The sequence below is a fragment of the Pseudomonas hunanensis genome (genome assembly GCF_013393325.1).
Classification (GTDB): domain Bacteria; phylum Pseudomonadota; class Gammaproteobacteria; order Pseudomonadales; family Pseudomonadaceae; genus Aquipseudomonas; species Aquipseudomonas putida_P.
This window is the reverse complement of the sequence record NZ_QJRC01000088.1, coordinates 19,503-36,876: the sequence shown is the minus strand read 5'-3', so window position 1 is coordinate 36,876 and position 17,374 is coordinate 19,503. Positions and strand designations below refer to the sequence as shown.

Here is a 17,374-nt window from a genome sequence, read left to right as displayed (position 1 = left end):
GAATAGCCCCATGTCTAGCGTTACCCTGCGCCCTGTCACCGCCCAAGATCACGCCGCCTGGCAGGCCCTGTGGCAGGCCTACTTGCACTTCTACGAAACCGAGTTGGCCGATGAAGTCAGCCAGAGCACCTGGCAGCGCCTGCTCGACCCTAACGAGCCAACCCATTCGGCACTGGCCTGGGTCGATGGCAAGGCCGTGGGGATGGTCAACTTCATCTACCATCGCTCCAACTGGAGCATCGAGAATGCCTGCTACCTGCAAGACCTGTACGTGGACAGCACGCAGCGTGGCCTGGGCATCGGTCGGCAACTGATCGAACACGTCTACACCACCGCCAAGGCCGATAACTGCAGCAAGGTGCACTGGCTGACCCACGAAACCAACGCCACCGCCATCAGCCTGTATCAGCAGGTTGCCGAGCGCTCGGGCTTCATCCAATTCCGCAAAGGTTTGTAGGCCAGATATGACTGACGCATTGAACTGGAAACCCGCCGCAACACCCAAGGCCGAGCCAATCGAAGGCCGCTTCATCCGCCTGGAAAAGCTCGACCCGGTGCGCCATGGCAACGACCTCTGGGAGGTACTGCAGGGGCCAGCCTCCGACCCAGTGCTGTGGGACTACCTGCCCTACGGCCCATTCGCCGAACGTGCCGCCTTCGATCGCTGGCTGGAAGGCAACGCTGCAGGCCAGGACCCGCTGTACTACACCGTCATCGACCGCGCTAGTGGCCAGGCCCAGGGCATCCTCACCCTGATGTCGATCGTGCCCGACCACGGCCGAATCGAAATCGGCCATATCGCTTTCGGCGCCCCCATGCAGCGCACGCCCAAGAGCACCGAGGCGGTGTACCTGCTGGGCAAGCTCGGCTTCGAACTGGGCAACCGCCGGCTGGAGTGGAAATGCAATAACGCCAACGCCCGCTCGAAGCGTGCAGCGGAGCGATTTGGCTTCACCTACGAAGGGGTTTTCCGCAAACACCTGGTGGTGAAGGACCACAACCGCGATACGGCCTGGTATTCGATTACCGATGATGAATGGCCGGCGGTGGCTGCCGGCTTCGAGCGGTGGCTGGGTGAGGATAATCAGCAGCCAGGCGGGCAGCGACAAACATTGGAAGCGTGCCGCAACGGTTGATTTTTGTATTGGCTTGCTGGCGACAGGGCCATCAAATGCAGCAAAAAAAAAAGGGGAGCATCCGCTCCCCAGAGGTAAACCGCTTGTGGATGAAGGCCTGAATCAGCCCTCGATCTCGATCAGGATTTCACCCGGCGTCACGCGATCGCCCTTGGCCACATGGATGGCGACGACCTTGCCGGCGATGGCCGCCTGCACTTCGGTCTCCATCTTCATGGCTTCGGTGATCAGCACGGCCTGACCGGCCTTGACCACGTCACCTTCCTTGACCAGCACATCGACGATGTTGCCTGGCATGGTGGTGCTGACGTGGCCTGGGTCGGTGGCTTGCTTGCGTTTGCTGCCGCCGCCGCCGACGAATTCGTTGAGTGGTTCGAACACCACTTCTTCCGGCATGCCGTCGATGGACAGGTAGAAGTGGCGCTTGCCTTCGGCCTTCACACCCACACCCGTGATGTCGACGCGGTAGGTTTCGCCGTGCACGTCGATGACGAACTCGGTCGGCACGCCTTCACCGCCAGGGGCAGAAACGGCGCCAGCTTCTGGAATCGGCAGCAGGGCTTCCGGGGTGAGCGTGCCGGCTTCGCGTTCTTCGAGGAACTTGCGGCCAATGTCCGGGAACATGGCAAAGGTCAGCACGTCCTCTTCACAGCGGGCCAGGGCGCCGATGTCGGTACGCAGCTTGGCCATCTCCGGCTTCAGCAGGTCGGCCGGGCGCACGTCGATCACTTCTTCGCTGCCGATCGCCTGGCGGCGCAGTTGCTCGTTGACCACACCTGGCGCCTTGCCGTAACCGCCTTGCAGGTACAGCTTCACCTCGTTGGTGATGGTCTTGTAGCGCTCGCCGGCCAGCACGTTGAAGAACGCCTGGGTGCCGACGATCTGCGAGGTCGGCGTTACCAGCGGCGGGTAACCAAGGTCTTCACGCACACGTGGGATCTCAGCCAGCACTTCGTTCATGCGGTTGAGCGCGCCCTGCTCTTTCAACTGGTTGGCCAGGTTGGAAATCATGCCGCCCGGCACCTGGTTGACCTGCACGCGGGTGTCCACGGCGGTGAACTCGCTTTCGAACTGGTGGTACTTCTTGCGCACGGCGTAGAAGTACAGGCCGATTTCCTGCAGCAGTTCCAGGTCCAGGCCGGTATCGAACTCACTGCCCTTGAGCGCGGCAACCATCGACTCGGTACCCGGGTGGCTGGTGCCCCAGGCGAAGCTGGAAATGGCGGTGTCGATGTGGTCTGCACCGTTTTCCACAGCCTTGAGCTGGCACATGGCCGCCAGGCCGGCGGTGTCGTGGGAGTGGATGAACACCGGCAGCGACTGCTCGGCCTTCAGCGCCTTGACCAGCTCGCCAGTGGCGAATGGGGTCAGCAGGCCGGCCATGTCCTTGATCGCTACCGAGTCGCAACCCATGGCTTCCATCTGCTTGGCTTGGTTCACGAAGGCTTCGATGGTGTGCACCGGGCTGGTGGTGTAGGCGATGGTGCCCTGGGCGTGCTTGCCGGCGGCCTTGACCGCTTCGATGGCCACGCGCAGGTTACGCACGTCGTTCATGGCGTCAAAAATACGGAAAACATCGATGCCGTTGACCGCAGCCTTGGCGACGAAAGCTTTGACCACGTCGTCGCTGTAGTGGCGGTAACCCAGCAGGTTTTGGCCGCGCAGCAGCATTTGCAGGCGAGTATTGGGCAGTGCTGCACGCAGCTTGCGCAGGCGCTCCCACGGGTCTTCCTTGAGGAAGCGCACGCAGGCGTCGAAGGTGGCGCCACCCCAGACTTCCAGCGACCAGTAGCCGACTTTGTCGAGCTTGTCGCAGATCGGCAGCATGTCTTCGGTACGCATGCGGGTGGCCAGCAGGGACTGGTGGGCGTCGCGCAGGATCGTGTCGGTTACGTGAATTTTCTTGGACATTATGGGGTTCCTCACAGGCCTGCGTGGGCGGCGATGGCGGCGGCGATGGCCAGGGCCAGCTCTTCGGGTTTGCGCTTGATCGAGTAGTTGGTCAGTTCAGGGTGGCTTTCGACGAAGCTGGTATTGAACTGGCCGCTACGGAATTCCGGATTGCGCAGGATTTCCTGGTAGTACGCGGCGGTGGTCTTCACACCTTGCACGCGCATGTCGTCCAGGGCCCGCAGGCCGCGGTCCATGGCTTCTTCCCAGGTCAACGCCCACACCACCAGTTTCAGGCACATGGAGTCGTAGAACGGCGGAATGGTGTAGCCGGTGTAGATCGCCGTGTCGGTACGCACGCCGGGGCCGCCGGGGGCGTAGTAACGGGTGATCTTGCCGAAACTTGGTAGGAAGTTGTTCTTCGGGTCTTCGGCGTTGATACGGAACTGCAACGCGTAACCGCGGTGCTGAATGTCTTCTTGCTTGACCGACAGCGGCAAGCCCGAGGCTATGCGAATCTGCTCACGGACGATGTCGATACCGGTGATTTCCTCGGTGATGGTGTGTTCCACCTGCACCCGGGTGTTCATTTCCATGAAGTACACCTCGCCATCGGCGAGCAGAAACTCCACGGTACCGGCGTTCTCGTAGTTCACCGCCTTGGCCGCACGCACTGCCAGGTCGCCAATGTAGGCGCGCTGCTCGGGGGTGAGCTGGGGGCTTGGGGCGATTTCGATGAGTTTCTGGTTACGGCGCTGGATCGAGCAGTCGCGCTCGAACAGGTGAACCACGTTGCCAAAGCTGTCACCGAGGATCTGCGCCTCGATGTGCTTGGGGTTGACGATGCACTTTTCCAGGAACACTTCAGCCGAACCAAAGGCCTTGGTCGCCTCGGAAATCACCCGTGGGAAGTTCTGTTCCAGTTCTTCGCGGCTGTTGCAACGGCGAATACCGCGACCGCCACCACCGGAGGTGGCCTTGAGCATCACCGGGTAACCGATGCGCTCGCCTTCGCTCAAGGCTTCATGAATATCGGCAACGTTGCCTTCGGTGCCAGGGGTGACCGGCACACCAGCGGCGATCATGGTGCGGCGCGCTTCGGTCTTGTCGCCCATGCGGCGAATCACGTCGGCGGCCGGGCCGATGAACTTGATCCCGCGCTCGGCGCAGATCTCTGCCAGTTCAGCGTTTTCCGACAAAAAACCATAGCCCGGGTGCAGGGCATCACAACCGGTTTCCACAGCCAGGTTCACCAGCTTGCGCGGGTTCAGGTAGCCGGCCAGCGGCTCGGCACCAATGCTGTGGGCTTCGTCGGCGCGCTTGACGTGCAAGGCATGCCGGTCGGCGTCGGAAAAGATCGCTACCGAGCGTATGCCCATCTCGGCGCAGGCACGCACGATCCGAACTGCGATTTCACCTCGGTTGGCGATCAGGATTTTTTTTATCACTGGAGTCTTCCCAAAGCCGTAGGAACAGTCGAGCCGGTTCTACCGGTCGGCGCGTGACCAGGCGTTGCTGGCCAGTCGCACATTCACCCTAGCGCTGTAGGTCGATAAACAAAAATCAATATTTGTTAGGGGCTGTATTAGCAAAAGCTTATAGTGCGGTAACAAGGTGTTGCCGAAGGCGAGACAAGAAATGCGTAAGTCCTTGATGCGTATGACTTTGCGTCAATTGCAGATCTTCAATGAGGTGTGTGATTTACGTTCTTACAGCCGTGCGGCGGAAGAGATGTCGCTGACGCAACCCGCCGTTAGTCTACAGATCCGCCAGCTTGAAGAGCTGATCGGCCAGCCGCTGTTCGAGTATGTGGGCAAGAAGCTCTACCTCACCGAGGCGGCCGAAGCCTTGCAACGCGCCAGCCACGACATTTTCGGGCGCCTGGAGAGCCTGGACATGCAGCTGTCGGACATGCAGGGCTCATTGCAGGGTCAGTTGAAGCTGGCGATCGAGTCCAGTGCCAAGTACTTCGTGCCACACCTGTTCGCCGCCTTCAAGCAGCGTCACCCGGAGGTCAACCTGACCCTGACAGTGGTCAACCGCGCCCAGGCCATTCGCCGTCTTTCCGACAACCGCGACGACCTGATCATCATGTCGATGGTGCCGCAGGACATGGGTCTGGAGTTTCTGCCATTCCTCAACAACCCAATCGTTGCCGTGGCGCCGCCCGAGCACCCGCTGTGCAAGCTCGAGCAGCTGCGCCTGCAGGACCTGGAGCCTCATACCCTGTTGGTCCGTGAGCAAGGTTCAGGGACGCGCAAGGCTTGCGAAGAGTACTTCAAGGACAAGCGCGTGCATTTCACCCAGACCCTGGAGGTTGCATCGGCCGATGCCCAGCGCGAATGCGTGATCGCCGGCCTTGGGATCGCCCTGCTCACCCGCCACGCAGTCAACCTGGAACTGGCCACCGGGGTGCTGAAGGAATTACCGGTGGAGGAACTGCCGCTGTACCGCAGCTGGTGCGTGGTGCAGTCCAAGGCCAAGCGACAGTCGCCGGTGGCCTTGGCCTTTCTGGCATTCATCCGCGGCGAACGTGCGTTGATCAGCGCGCTTGTTGAGCGTTTTTCGGGGAAGTTGCCGCCGACGCCTGCCACACCGTGAGTTCTTGCAACTCGGGGTAATCCACCAGGTCGCGCAGCAGCTGACGTTGGTCGCAATAGCTTTCGATCGCGCGGCGGTATTCCATGCGGCGCTGATCCTTTTCCTGCTGTTTGCGAGCCTTGGCGTTGGGTTGGTACGTACCATCGAAGTCACGAGCCATTGCCTGTCTCCCAGATAGGATGCGGGAGTTTCAGACTGGCCTTGATGGTTTACGGTTTGGCTGTGGAATGGTGACAAAACAGTGAAATTTGCTTCGCCTTTGCCGGCCTTTTCACGGATGAACTCGCGTAAAGGCCATTACAGGCTGAATTCAGTCATCTGTAGCCTTGATCGACTTGGGCGACAAACGCAGGCTGCGCAAGCTGCGCTTCACGCTTTTCAGGTGGTTGACCAGGCTCGGGCCCCGTGCCATGGCCACGCCCATGGCCAGCACGTCAATCACCACAAGGTGGGCGATACGCGAGGTCAGCGGGGTATAGATTTCGGTGTCCTCATGCACGTCGATCGCCAGGTTGACCGTCGACAGCTCGGCCAGCGGCGTCTGGCTGGGGCACAGGGTAATCAGGTTGGCGCCGCTCTCACGCACCAGGTTGGCGGTGATCAGCAAGTCCTTGGAGCGACCCGACTGGGAAATACACACGGCCACATCGCCCGGCTTCAAGGTTACCGCCGACATCGCCTGCATGTGCGGGTCGGAATAAGCAGCGGCACTGAGCAGCAGGCGGAAGAACTTGTGCTGGGCATCGGCCGCCACCGCACCAGAGGCACCAAAGCCATAGAACTCGACACGCTGTGCCTGGGCCATGGCGCTCACCGCCTGCTGAAGCGCATGCGGGTCGAGGTGCTCGCGCACTTCCATCAGGGTGTGCAGGGTGGTGTCGAAGATCTTCAGGCTGTAGTCGGCGACCGAGTCGTCTTCATGGATGGCAAACTGGCCAAAACTGGCCCCAGCCGCCAGGCTCTGCGCCAGCTTGAGTTTCAGGTCCTGGAAGCCCGAGCAACCGATCGCCCGGCAGAAACGTACGATGGTCGGCTCGCTGATGCCCACACTGTGCGCCAGATCGGCCATGGAGCTGTGCATGACGGCAGCCGGGTCGAGCAGCACGTGGTCGGCCACTTTGAGTTCCGATTTGCGCAGCAGGTGGCGCGATTGGGCGATATGTTGCAACAGATTCACGGGCTGGACTCGGTTATGATCGGCTGGCCGGGTTGTAGCTTTCTTGTAGTTATACTACATGGACGCCAACCCGCCCAGTTAAACGAACGTGGAGAGTGGTGGTTTGACTATTCCTTGCGACATTCTGGTGTTCGGTGGCACGGGCGACCTGGCCCTGCACAAATTGCTTCCGGCGCTCTACCATTTGTATCGCGAGGCGCGCCTGAACAACGCGGTACGCATCATTGCCCTCGCCCGCCGCAACATCAGCCGTAACGAATACCTCAAGCTCGCAGAACGGCATTGCCGGGCGCAGATTGCCCGCACCGACTTCGACGAAGATGTGTGGCAACGCTTTGCCGCGCGCCTCGACTACTTCCCCATGGATGCCTCGCAAAGCGCCGACTTCGGTCGCCTGGCGCGCTACCTCGGCGAGCCTGGCGGGCTGACCCGCGTCTTCTACCTGGCCACCGCGCCCTCCCTGTTCGTGCCAATCGCCAACCACTTGCGTATTTCCGGGCTGGCCGACAGCGAGGCGCGCATTGTGCTGGAAAAGCCCATTGGCCATTCACAGCACTCGGCCACCGCCATCAACGAAGCGATCGGCGCCGTATTCGAAGAACCCCAGGTGTTTCGCATTGATCACTACCTGGGCAAGGAAACCGTGCAGAACCTCATGGCGCTGCGCTTTGCCAACGCCCTGCTTGAACCTGTGTGGCGCAACGGCCAGGTCGATCATGTGCAGATCAGCGCCTGCGAAACCCTCGGTGTAGAGAACCGCGGCGGGTACTACGACCGTGCCGGGGCAACCCGCGACATGCTCCAGAACCACTTGCTGCAGCTGCTGTGCCTGGTGGCCATGGAGCCACCCGCGCAGTTCGAAGCCGAGGCCGTGCGCGACGAGAAAGTGAAGGTCCTGCGTGCCCTCAAGCCCATTACTGGGCAGGACGTACAGGACAAGACCGTGCGTGGTCAGTACGGTGCCGGCTACATCGGTGGCCAGGAAGTGCCGGCCTATTACTTCGAAAAGGACGTGGACAACGACAGCGATACCGAAACCTTTGTGGCCGTTCAGGCGCACATCGACAATTGGCGCTGGGCTGGCGTGCCGTTCTACCTGCGCACCGGCAAGCGCATGGCGCGGCGCACTTCGCAGATCGTCATCCAGTTCAAGCCTGTGCCCCATGAGCTTTTCAGCGGCGGCCAGGTCAACCAGCTGTTGATCCAGCTGCAACCGGACGAACGCATCAGCCTGCGCATGATGACCAAAAGCCCCGGCAAAGGCATGCGACTGGAGCCGGTGGACCTGGACCTCAACCTGGCCCAGGTGTTCGGCCAGACCCGTCGTTGGGGTGCTTACGAACGCCTGCTGCTGGACATCCTGGAAGGCGACTCGACGCTGTTCATGCGGCGTGATGAAGTGGAAGCGGCCTGGGCGTGGGTCGACCCGATCATCAAGGGCTGGGAAGAGCACTTTCAGGCGCCACGCCATTACCCGGCGGGCAACAACGGCCCGGAGCAGGCCAACAGCCTACTGGCGCGGCATGGCAGGCACTGGCACAGCTGAAGCGCTTCGCGCTGCATCGCAGGTATGCGCTGCAGATATTTTCCACGACGGCCAACTGATCACTTGCATCACCGACATCGTGGAAACCCATTGATGTAGACGTGACGGCCCCTGCAGGCGCACGGCCTGCAGGGGCCGCTTTGCAGTTGCGCAAGGGTGAATATTCATACAGTGCCATTTACCCTTCCCCTGCTGCGCCCTAGAATGGCCCGATGCACACAGATGACCTCTCCCTCCTGCTTAATTCCCTCAACGATGCCCAACGCCAGGCCGTAGCGGCCACGCTCGGGCGTCAATTGGTGCTTGCCGGCGCCGGTTCCGGTAAAACCCGCGTGCTGGTGCACCGCATCGCCTGGCTTATCCAGGTAGAGCAGGCGTCGCCGCATTCGATCCTGTCGGTGACCTTCACCAACAAGGCTGCTGCAGAAATGCGCCAGCGGATCGAGCAGCTGCTGGGGATCAACCCGGCGGGTATGTGGGTAGGCACCTTCCACGGCCTGGCCCATCGCCTGCTGCGGGCCCACTGGCAGGAAGCACGGTTGGTTCAGAACTTCCAGATCCTCGACAGCGACGACCAGCAGCGCCTGATCAAGCGGGTGATGCGCGAGCTGGGCCTGGACGAGCAGAAGTGGCCGGCGCGCCAGGCCCAGTGGTTCATCAACGGGCAGAAGGACGAGGGCCTGCGCCCGCAGCATATCCAGGCCGGTGGCGACCTGTTCCTGGCGACCATGCGCGAGGTCTATACCGCCTACGAGCAGGCCTGCGAGCGCGCCGGGGTCATCGACTTCTCCGAACTGCTGCTGCGCGCCCTGGACCTGTGGCGCGACCACCCGGGCTTGCTGGAGCACTACCAGCGGCGCTTCCAGCACGTGCTGGTGGACGAGTTCCAGGATACCAACGCCGTGCAGTACGCCTGGCTGCGCCTGTTGGCGCGCGGTGGCGCCAGCTTGATGGCGGTAGGCGATGACGACCAGTCGATCTACGGCTGGCGCGGCGCCAAGATCGAAAACATTCACCAGTACACCGCCGACTTCCCCGACGCCGAGATGATCCGCCTGGAGCAGAACTACCGCTCCACCGGCGGCATCCTCAAGGCTGCCAACGCCCTGATCGCCAACAACAGCGGGCGCCTGGGCAAAGAGCTGTGGACCGACATGGGCGAAGGTGAACCGCTGACCCTGTACGCGGCCTACAACGAGCACGACGAAGCACGCTACGTGGTGGAAACCATCGAAAGCCTGGTCAAGCAGGGCAATGCGCGTAACGAGATCGCCATCCTGTACCGTTCCAACGCCCAGTCGCGGGTGCTGGAAGAGGCCCTGTTGCGCGAGCGCATCCCCTACCGCATCTATGGCGGCCAACGCTTCTTCGAACGCGCCGAAATCAAGAACGCCATGGCTTACCTGCGGCTGATCGAAGGGCGTGGCAACGATGCCGCCCTGGAGCGGGTGATCAACGTGCCGCCGCGCGGTATTGGCGAAAAAACCGTCGAAGCCATCCGTGAACACGCCCGTCACAGCCAGCTGTCGATGTGGGAAGCCATGTGCCAGCTGCTCGCCGCCAAGGCCCTGAAGGGCCGCGCCGCCAGTGCCCTGGGGGCTTTCATCGAGCTGATCGAGGGGCTGGCCGCCAAGGTCGTGGACATGCCGCTGCATACCATGACCCAGACCACCATCGAGCAGTCCGGGCTAATCCTCTATCACCAGGAAGAAAAAGGTGAAAAGGGCCAGGCACGGGTAGAAAACCTTGAGGAACTGGTCAGCGCTGCACGCAACTTCGAATCCGCCGACGAAGATGCCGACCTCTCGCCACTGTCAGCCTTCTTGGGGCATGCCTCGCTTGAAGCGGGCGATACCCAGGCTGATGAGCATGAAGACAGCATCCAGCTGATGACCCTGCACAGCGCCAAAGGCCTGGAGTTCCCGTATGTGTTCCTGGTGGGCATGGAAGAAGGCCTGTTCCCGCACAAGATGAGCCTGGAAGAACCCGGCCGCCTGGAAGAGGAACGGCGCCTGGCCTACGTGGGCATCACCCGCGCCATGCGCCAGCTGGTCATGACCTATGCCGAAACCCGTCGCCTGTATGGCAGCGAGACCTACAACAAGGTGTCGCGTTTCGTGCGCGAAATTCCGCCAGGCTTGGTTCAGGAAGTGCGCCTGTCCAACAGCGTCAGCCGCCCGTTCGGTGGGGCCAAGACCGCCACCAACAGCAACCTGTTTGCCAATGCCAGTATTCCGCAGACCGCGTTCAACCTTGGCCAGCGTGTACAACATGCAGTGTTTGGCGAAGGTGTGATCCTCAACTTCGAGGGCTCGGGTGCGCAGGCGCGGGTGCAGGTGAACTTTGCCGAAGGCAGCAAGTGGCTGATGCTGGGGTATGCCAAGCTCGAGGCCATCTGAAAGCGCAAGGCCGCCCTGCCGGGGCGGCCTTGTAACATTCAGGCAAAAGCTCGAAACATTATGTCGCTGGTCATGTGCCCGGGAACCTGTGCACCATGACGCGCGTGCAATCCACAACAGGGGATATCCCACTTATGCAACGTTTTCTTAGCATCGCACTGGCGCTCTGCGTCGGCCTGACGCTGAGCCTGGACGCCAACGCCAAGCGTTTCGGCGGCGGTAAGAGCTCGGGCTCCGCGCCTATTCACCAGACCCGCCAGGCTACGCCAACCACGCCTGCCGCCGCGCCGACCGCACCTGGTCGTGCAGCCCCGGCCGCCAGCGGTGCTTCGCGCTGGTTGGGCCCATTGGCCGGCCTGGCCGCCGGTGGCCTGCTGGCGTCCATGTTCATGGGCGACGGTTTCGAAGGCTTCCAGATCATGGACTTCCTGATCGTGGCGCTCATTGCCTTCCTGGTGTTCCGCTTCATCGCCGCGCGCCGCCGCCAGCAGCAGCCGCAAATGGCCATGCCAGGCCATGCGCCGATGCAGCGTGAGGCTCACGCCCAGCCTGCCCAGCCGTCGATCTTCGGGGGTTCGGCCGCACCTGCCGCCGCAGCCGCTCCGGTAATCAACGCCCCGGCGTGGTTCAACGAGCAGAACTTCCTGGCTGCCGCCCGTAACCATTTCCAGTCGCTGCAGCAGCACTGGGATGCCAACGAAATGGACAAGATCGCCGAGTTCGTTACTCCGCAAATGCTGGAGTTCCTCAAGCGCGAGCGTGCTGAGCTGGGTGATGGCTTCCAGGCTACCTACATCGATAACCTGGAAGTGCAGCTGGACGGTCTCGACGACCGCACCGACCGCACCGACGCCACCCTGACCTTCCGTGGCGTGTCGAAGAACTCGCGCTTCGACCAGGGCGAAGTGTTCAGCGAAAGCTGGCACATGGTTCGCGCCCAGGGCGAGAACCAGCCTTGGCTGGTTGCCGGTATCCGTCAAAACGGCTAATCGCTACGTGCTGCATGAAAAACCCCGGGCCTGTCCCGGGGTTTTTGCTTTTGCCAGACTGGCCTACTAGGGTATAACGCGCAGCGTTGTCATCTAGGTCAGAGGAAGTGAACCGTGGAAGAAGTGATCGAACAACTCCGTGAAGCCAATGAACCCGTACCGGTGCCCTTGGAGCTTCCCGACGAGGACCAGCTGGTGGAGATCGAAGAGCAGCTGTTCATCAATATTCCATTCGTGTTCAAAGAGTTTCTGCTGACCGTAAGTGATGTTGTTTACGGCTCTCTTGAGCCTGTCACTTGTACCGACCCGCAGTCGCACACGTACCTGCCAGAAGTTGCCGCCACAGCTTGGGATGCCGGCGTGCCGCGTGAGCTGATCCCACTGTGCCAGGACGGCGAAAACTACTACTGCGTAGAAGAAGATGGCACCGTGGTGCTGTGGGATGCCGATGAGGAACTGGTCGGCGAAGACAGCTGGGAATCGGTGTGGCACTGGGCGCGGGATGTTTGGCTGGAAAGCTGAAATATCCACAGGAATATTTATGGCTTAGTGCCATCAATGTAGTTAAAATCGCCAGGCTTTCTGCGCCTGGCGACATCGCTACCGCTCCATCCCCTCGGACGACGGTGAAATCTTGCGCAGGGAGCATTGCCCCTTAGTGCGAGTTCTCGCGACTATTCTCTAGCGTCTCCAACAAGGCGATCTGCATGCGCGTGTGCACGCGGATGAACCAGCGCCACAACAACGCCACCACCACGGCAGCGACTACAGCAATCACCAGCAACAACTCGCTGGTCGGCAGAATGCTCGCCGACAATGCCGACAGCAGCAGGAAGATCACCAGCAGCGACAACAGCGGGATAACTTCAGCAATCACACGGCGCACACGCTGGGTATGCCGCCCTGCCATTTCAGGCTTCACGCCCATCTCTGCCAGCAACATCGAAAGTGCCTTGAGCTTGCGGTAGGCGGCGATAAGGAATGGCAGTGACAGCAACAAGGCCGCCCCCCAGATCACAGCCTTCTGCTGGCTCGCATCGCTCACCCACTCACTGAGCCAGTTGCCGATTCGCCCTGCGAAGTAGCCACCACTGAAGAAAATGGCGATTACCAGCGCCAGGTTTACCCCCACCTGCAACAGGATGCGCCGAATCATCGCCGCCAGCATGGCGCTCTCGCCCTGCGGCTGGATGTTGCGCAACCACTCGCCATACAACGACAGCACCCGCGCCAGGCGGCCCGGCACTATATTGCCCAGCTTTTGCGACAACGGGTCGGCCGCGCGGATCAGGTACGGCGTCAGCAACGTGGTGATTGCCGATACCGCGACAGCCACCGGGTAAAGGAAATCGCTGGTTACCTGCAGGGTCATGCCCAGCGCGGCGATGATGAAAGAGAATTCGCCAATCTGCGATAGCCCCATGCCCACGCGCAGCGACGTGCGCCCATCATTGCCGGCGATGAACGCCCCCATGCCACAAGACAGCATCTTGCCCAGCACCACCGCCAAGGTGATGACCACGATCGGCCAGGCGTAGTCTATGAGCACCTGGGGGTCGATCATCAGGCCGATGGCGACGAAGAATATGGCGCTGAAGAGGTCGCGTACCGGTTCGATCAGGCTTTCTATTTTCAGCAACTGGCGCGATTCAGCCATGATCGCACCAATCAGGAAGGCGCCAAGCACCATGCTGTACTCCAGCTTCACCACCAGCAGGCAGAAGCCGAAACACAGGCCCAGCACGGTGATCAGCAACATCTCGTTGCTTTCGAACTTGGCCACATAGGCCAGCAGACGCGGCACCAACAAGATGCCGATGACCAGGGCGACGATCATGAACAGTGACAGCTTGCCGACAGTGGAGAACACCTCACCCGAGCTGACCGTGCCACTGACCGCGATACCCGACAGCAGGGCAATGATGCCGATGCCAAGGATGTCCTCGACAATCAGCACGCCGAAGATCAGCTGGGCAAAGCGCTCGTTCTTCATCTTCAGGTCGTTGAGCGCCTTGACGATGATGGTGGTCGAGGATATGGCCAGGATGGCGCCAAGGAACAGCGAGTCCATGGTATTCCAGCCGAACCAGCGACCGATCTCGAAGCCGATCCAGATCATCAGCACGATTTCCAGGAACGCTGCGATGAACGCTGTGGCACCCACCTTGAACAGCTTGCGCAGGCTGAACTCGAGCCCCAGGCAGAACATCAGGAAGATCACCCCCAGTTCAGCGAGGGTCTTGATGGTGTCTTCATCATGGATAAGGCCAAACGGCGGGGTGTGCGGGCCAATGATGAAGCCCGCGACAATGTACCCAAGCACCACCGGCTGCTTGAGGCGATGGAAGAGAATGGTGACCACGCCAGCGACCAGCATGATGACCGCCAGGTCCTGGATGAAGCTGATGGCATGCATGGCGTGATACTCCTTTTCTCGTCTTTTTCTGGATGCCTGGGCAGACCGCTCCTCTGCCAAGGCAAACCTGAGGGAGCAGCAAGTACATACTGTATTGAATGCAGGAACGCCCATGTTGCATGGGCGTACTCAGGTTAACATCGCACCCCGCCGCAAAAAGCCGGTGCAATATGCAGAAACAGATCGGCTAGAAAAGCGCCGCTGATGGCATGATCAGCGTGACGACAGCGCGTCAGCCAACGTCCCGTATCAGCAAGGCAAATTCATAAGAGGGGAACAGCAGTGTCAGCAGATAACGCCCTCCATTCGCCCGATTCAGCGCAACCTCACCGTGAGCACACTATGGAACCTGGAAACGCCCAGCTGAGCATGACCGTCCTGATGACCCCGGACATGGCCAACTTTTCTGGCAACGTACATGGCGGCACCCTGCTCAAGTACCTCGACGAAGTGGCCTACGCCTGCGCCAGCCGCTATGCCGGTAGCTATGTGGTGACCCTGTCGGTCGACCAGGTGATCTTCCGCGAACCCGTACACGTAGGTGAACTGGTGACCTTCCTCGCGTCGGTCAACTACACCGGCAACACCTCGATGGAGGTCGGCATCAAAGTGGTGACCGAGAACATCCGCGAGCGCTCGGTGCGCCACTCCAACAGTTGCTTCTTCACCATGGTTGCAGTCGACGACAATCGCCGCCCGGTGCCGGTGCCACCGCGCCAGCCGCATAGCAGCGAGGAAAAGCGTCGCTTCCTGCAAGGCCATCAGCGGCGCCAGATCCGCCAGGAGCTGGAGAAGCGCTACCAGGACCTGAAAACCGACGCGATCTAAAGCGCCAGCAACTGCGCCTCGAAGCGTACCCGTGGGTGCGCAATGCGGTCCTGAGCCCGCACCAGCTGCAATTCGTAGCTGGCGCAGGCCTGGGTTTCCAGCAGCACTTCATGCACCGCTGCAGCCGTGAACTCGAATGCCTGCACCCAGCTGTCGCCCAGCATTACACGGGCCAGGAACAAACCGGAGGTGAGGTCACCCACCCCCACCGGCTGGCGTGGAAACGCCAGCAGCGGGCGGCGTAGGTGCCAGCTGTGTTCGGCAGTCACCAGCAGCATTTCGAACTGGTCCTCGGCGCGCCCAGGGTAGGCCAGGTGCTTGACCACCACCACCTGCGGCCCACGCTTCAGCAAGCTGCGCGCCATGTTCACGCAATCTTCCAGTGACTGCGCGCGGCGCCCACAAAAGCTGTCCAGCTCCAGTTGGTTGGGGCACAGGATGTCCGCCCTGACCGCCGCCTCCTCGAGCAGAAACGCACTGACTTCGGGCGGGACGATGCAGCCCTTCTCCGGGTGCCCCATGACCGGGTCGCACAGGTACAAAGCCTTTGGGTTCACCGCCTTGATCCGCTCGACGCCGGCCAGGATCGCTCGCCCCTGTTCGGCACTGCCCAGGTAGCCGGAAAGCACCGCATCGCAGTGGCCCAGCTCGCCGATGTTGGAAATACCTTCCACCAACGCAGGAATTTGCGCCGGGGCAAGCACTTCACCCGCCCACTGGCCATACTGTGTGTGATTGGAGAACTGCACGGTATTGAGCGGCCAGACATTGACCCCGATACGCTGCATGGGGAACACCGCGGCGCTGTTGCCGGCGTGGCCGAACACCACATGAGACTGAATGGCGAGCAGGTGCGGGGTACGTTTCATGCGGGTGGTTTCCAAAGCTGTTTCAAGGATTGTACGCAGCGCAGTATGAACGCGATTGCCACCTGTACGACAGGCCAGGGACGCAGTTAAGCTGGATACACCTGTTTGGAGCATATGCAAATGTTGACCCTGGAGAACCTCTTCGTCCTGATGCTGGTAGCCACGGCAGGCGCCTGGTTGTGGCACAACCATGGGTTGCGCGAGAAAGCCCTGGAGCGGGTCAAACAGCATTGCGCCAAGCTCGACCTCGAACTGCTCGACGACGCCGTCGCACTCAAGCGCATCGCCTTTGTCCGGGATGCCAATGGCCGTAAACGCCTGGCACGCATCTATGCCTTCGAGTTCACCGTCACGGGCGAGCAGCGCCACCCCGGTACCGTGACCCAGTTCGGCGCCCACAGCGTGCAGATCGAGCTGGCACCCTACCCGTTCGAAATCAAGACCCCACCGCGCGCCGACAATGTCATCGAAATGCAGCAGTGGCGCCAGGAGCACAACCGCTGGCGCAACTGATCAGCTGACTTGGCATTCGCTCAACCCGGCATGCAGTGCGGGTTGCGATTGCGGCTGATCGAAAATCAGCTCGATACGCGTATCCCTGCGCCATTCGCTGGGCTGCCAGGCGGGCATGCCTCCATTGAGCCCATTGAATGATTGCCAGCCTTCCACACTGTGGATAACTCCCTTGGCGCGTCGCCATGGCCAGACGCGCAAGAACGCCTGTAACCGCTGTGGATAAAACTGTTGGCCAGGGTGCCAACGCCAGCCAATACTCCAACCTCCTTCCCCCTGTTGGCTAAGGCAGATGGGCTGCCTGGGGTCTGTCCAGAGTAATGCTGGGGCACTTTCAAGATTGTCGACAATCTTGTTATCTAGGAATGGGCTGTCAACAATCTGGGAAGATGCCTGCGGAAGGCCCGACAGAGGCAGCCAACCTTGCACTGTCCATATGATTTTCTTGTTTATAAATTCATTAGTTATCAACAACTTATCTGATTCATCCACAAGCTCTGACTTGTTGAAAACCACGTTCTCACAGCCATCGAAAGCCTGCTGTTGAGCCTCCGTGAGGGGCTCGTTTCTAGCCATGGCCAGGGCATCCACAACCATCAGAAGTGGTTGAATTGTCAGCACTCCAGCCCAAGGGGCTTGCTGTAGCTGAGCCAGCAGCTGTAATGGGTGGCCCAAGCCGGAAGGCTCGATAAACAACCTGTCGGGCCGGGATTTACGCAGCAAGCGCCCCAGGCCCACCTGAAATGGCATGCCGTTGACGCAGCACAGGCAGCCGCCTGCCACCTCGCCGATGGCTATGCCGTCTTCGTCACGGCTGAGCAAGGCCGCATCCAGGCCTACCAGGCCAAATTCGTTGATCAGTACAGCCCAGCGTTCATTGGCTGGGCGCTGGGCCAGCAGATGACGGATCAGGGTGGTTTTGCCAGCGCCCAGCGGGCCGGCAATTACATGGGTGGGAATGTTCTGCAGCATGGGGCGACTTCAGGCGGTGGTGATGCCTCACTATGCGC

General features: G+C 60.9%; 16 protein-coding genes. 9 read left to right on the top strand and 7 right to left on the bottom strand.

Annotated elements, in window-relative coordinates; all coding sequences use genetic code 11:
• Positions 1-10 precede the first annotated feature (10 nt).
• Positions 11-457, top strand: coding sequence for a GNAT family N-acetyltransferase (locus DM807_RS13380; RefSeq protein ID WP_012274872.1), 447 nt, complete (start codon positions 11-13; stop codon positions 455-457).
• Positions 458-464: 7 nt separating this feature from the next.
• Positions 465-1,136, top strand: a complete 672-nt coding sequence (locus DM807_RS13375; protein WP_012274873.1) for a GNAT family N-acetyltransferase — start codon at positions 465-467, stop codon at positions 1,134-1,136.
• Between the two features lie 102 nt (positions 1,137-1,238).
• Here DM807_RS13375 and oadA read toward each other — a convergent pair whose 3' ends face one another.
• Complete coding sequence (gene oadA / locus DM807_RS13370) at positions 1,239-3,047, bottom strand: sodium-extruding oxaloacetate decarboxylase subunit alpha (RefSeq protein ID WP_012274874.1); 1,809 nt, start codon at positions 3,045-3,047, stop codon at positions 1,239-1,241.
• A gap of 11 nt (positions 3,048-3,058) precedes the next feature.
• On the bottom strand, positions 3,059-4,474 hold the full coding sequence (locus DM807_RS13365) for an acetyl-CoA carboxylase biotin carboxylase subunit (protein ID WP_012274875.1): 1,416 nt from the start codon (positions 4,472-4,474) through the stop codon (positions 3,059-3,061).
• Positions 4,475-4,664: 190 nt separating this feature from the next.
• On the opposite strand from DM807_RS13365, the gene DM807_RS13360 reads away from it, so the two are divergent.
• Entirely contained in the window at positions 4,665-5,627 is a 963-nt protein-coding gene (locus DM807_RS13360) for a LysR family transcriptional regulator (protein ID WP_012274876.1), read from the top strand.
• Here the strand turns inward: DM807_RS13360 and DM807_RS13355 are convergent.
• Entirely contained in the window at positions 5,569-5,787 is a 219-nt protein-coding gene (locus DM807_RS13355; protein ID WP_012274877.1) for a PA3496 family putative envelope integrity protein, read from the bottom strand. The genes DM807_RS13360 and DM807_RS13355 overlap by 59 nt on opposite strands.
• A gap of 150 nt (positions 5,788-5,937) precedes the next feature.
• Complete coding sequence (hexR, locus tag DM807_RS13350) at positions 5,938-6,804, bottom strand: transcriptional regulator HexR (RefSeq protein WP_012274878.1); 867 nt, start codon at positions 6,802-6,804, stop codon at positions 5,938-5,940.
• A 103-nt stretch (positions 6,805-6,907) separates the two neighbouring features.
• Between hexR and zwf the strand changes: the two genes are divergently transcribed.
• The 4 genes from zwf to DM807_RS13330 all read left to right on the top strand — a co-directional run bounded on the left by zwf (position 6,908) and on the right by DM807_RS13330 (position 12,260).
• Entirely contained in the window at positions 6,908-8,350 is a 1,443-nt protein-coding gene (gene zwf / locus DM807_RS13345; RefSeq protein ID WP_012274879.1) for a glucose-6-phosphate dehydrogenase, read from the top strand.
• A 212-nt stretch (positions 8,351-8,562) separates the two neighbouring features.
• Entirely contained in the window at positions 8,563-10,749 is a 2,187-nt protein-coding gene (gene uvrD / locus DM807_RS13340; protein ID WP_012274880.1) for a DNA helicase II, read from the top strand.
• A gap of 134 nt (positions 10,750-10,883) precedes the next feature.
• A complete protein-coding gene (locus DM807_RS13335; protein WP_012274881.1) occupies positions 10,884-11,738 on the top strand; it encodes a Tim44 domain-containing protein in 855 nt (284 codons plus the stop codon).
• 114 nt (positions 11,739-11,852) lie between these two features.
• A complete protein-coding gene (locus tag DM807_RS13330) occupies positions 11,853-12,260 on the top strand; it encodes an SMI1/KNR4 family protein (protein WP_069943009.1) in 408 nt (135 codons plus the stop codon).
• A gap of 133 nt (positions 12,261-12,393) precedes the next feature.
• Here the strand turns inward: DM807_RS13330 and DM807_RS13325 are convergent, their stop codons facing one another.
• Positions 12,394-14,154, bottom strand: coding sequence for a cation:proton antiporter (locus DM807_RS13325; RefSeq protein WP_012274883.1), 1,761 nt, complete (start codon positions 14,152-14,154; stop codon positions 12,394-12,396).
• 342 nt (positions 14,155-14,496) lie between these two features.
• On the opposite strand from DM807_RS13325, the gene DM807_RS13320 reads away from it, so the two are divergent.
• A complete protein-coding gene (locus tag DM807_RS13320) occupies positions 14,497-14,982 on the top strand; it encodes an acyl-CoA thioesterase (protein ID WP_012274884.1) in 486 nt (161 codons plus the stop codon).
• Here DM807_RS13320 and pdxY read toward each other — a convergent pair.
• Complete coding sequence (gene pdxY, locus DM807_RS13315; protein WP_060494501.1) at positions 14,979-15,851, bottom strand: pyridoxal kinase PdxY; 873 nt, start codon at positions 15,849-15,851, stop codon at positions 14,979-14,981. The genes DM807_RS13320 and pdxY overlap by 4 nt on opposite strands.
• 120 nt (positions 15,852-15,971) lie before the next feature.
• On the opposite strand from pdxY, the gene DM807_RS13310 reads away from it, so the two are divergent.
• Positions 15,972-16,364 carry a DUF3301 domain-containing protein gene (locus DM807_RS13310; protein WP_012274886.1) on the top strand — a complete coding sequence of 131 codons (393 nt, stop codon included), beginning with the start codon at positions 15,972-15,974 and terminating at the stop codon, positions 16,362-16,364.
• Here the strand turns inward: DM807_RS13310 and DM807_RS13305 are convergent, their stop codons facing one another.
• Positions 16,365-17,336, bottom strand: a complete 972-nt coding sequence (locus DM807_RS13305) for a CobW family GTP-binding protein (protein ID WP_179027455.1) — start codon at positions 17,334-17,336, stop codon at positions 16,365-16,367.
• Positions 17,337-17,374: the final 38 nt, after the last annotated feature.

What these genes read in the sequence shown, in the direction of transcription:
- DM807_RS13335 (WP_012274881.1), top strand. Translation starts at nt 10,884, where the DNA reads ATGCAACGTTTTCTTAGCATCGCACTGGCGCTCTGCGTCGGCCTGACG.
- oadA (WP_012274874.1), bottom strand. Translation starts at nt 3,047, where the DNA reads ATGTCCAAGAAAATTCACGTAACCGACACGATCCTGCGCGACGCCCAC.
- DM807_RS13375 (WP_012274873.1), top strand. Translation starts at nt 465, where the DNA reads ATGACTGACGCATTGAACTGGAAACCCGCCGCAACACCCAAGGCCGAG.
- DM807_RS13310 (WP_012274886.1), top strand. Translation starts at nt 15,972, where the DNA reads ATGTTGACCCTGGAGAACCTCTTCGTCCTGATGCTGGTAGCCACGGCA.
- DM807_RS13355 (WP_012274877.1), bottom strand. Translation starts at nt 5,787, where the DNA reads ATGGCTCGTGACTTCGATGGTACGTACCAACCCAACGCCAAGGCTCGC.
- DM807_RS13360 (WP_012274876.1), top strand. Translation starts at nt 4,665, where the DNA reads ATGCGTAAGTCCTTGATGCGTATGACTTTGCGTCAATTGCAGATCTTC.
- uvrD (WP_012274880.1), top strand. Translation starts at nt 8,563, where the DNA reads ATGCACACAGATGACCTCTCCCTCCTGCTTAATTCCCTCAACGATGCC.
- pdxY (WP_060494501.1), bottom strand. Translation starts at nt 15,851, where the DNA reads ATGAAACGTACCCCGCACCTGCTCGCCATTCAGTCTCATGTGGTGTTC.
- DM807_RS13320 (WP_012274884.1), top strand. Translation starts at nt 14,497, where the DNA reads ATGGAACCTGGAAACGCCCAGCTGAGCATGACCGTCCTGATGACCCCG.
- DM807_RS13380 (WP_012274872.1), top strand. Translation starts at nt 11, where the DNA reads ATGTCTAGCGTTACCCTGCGCCCTGTCACCGCCCAAGATCACGCCGCC.
- DM807_RS13305 (WP_179027455.1), bottom strand. Translation starts at nt 17,336, where the DNA reads ATGCTGCAGAACATTCCCACCCATGTAATTGCCGGCCCGCTGGGCGCT.
- DM807_RS13325 (WP_012274883.1), bottom strand. Translation starts at nt 14,154, where the DNA reads ATGCATGCCATCAGCTTCATCCAGGACCTGGCGGTCATCATGCTGGTC.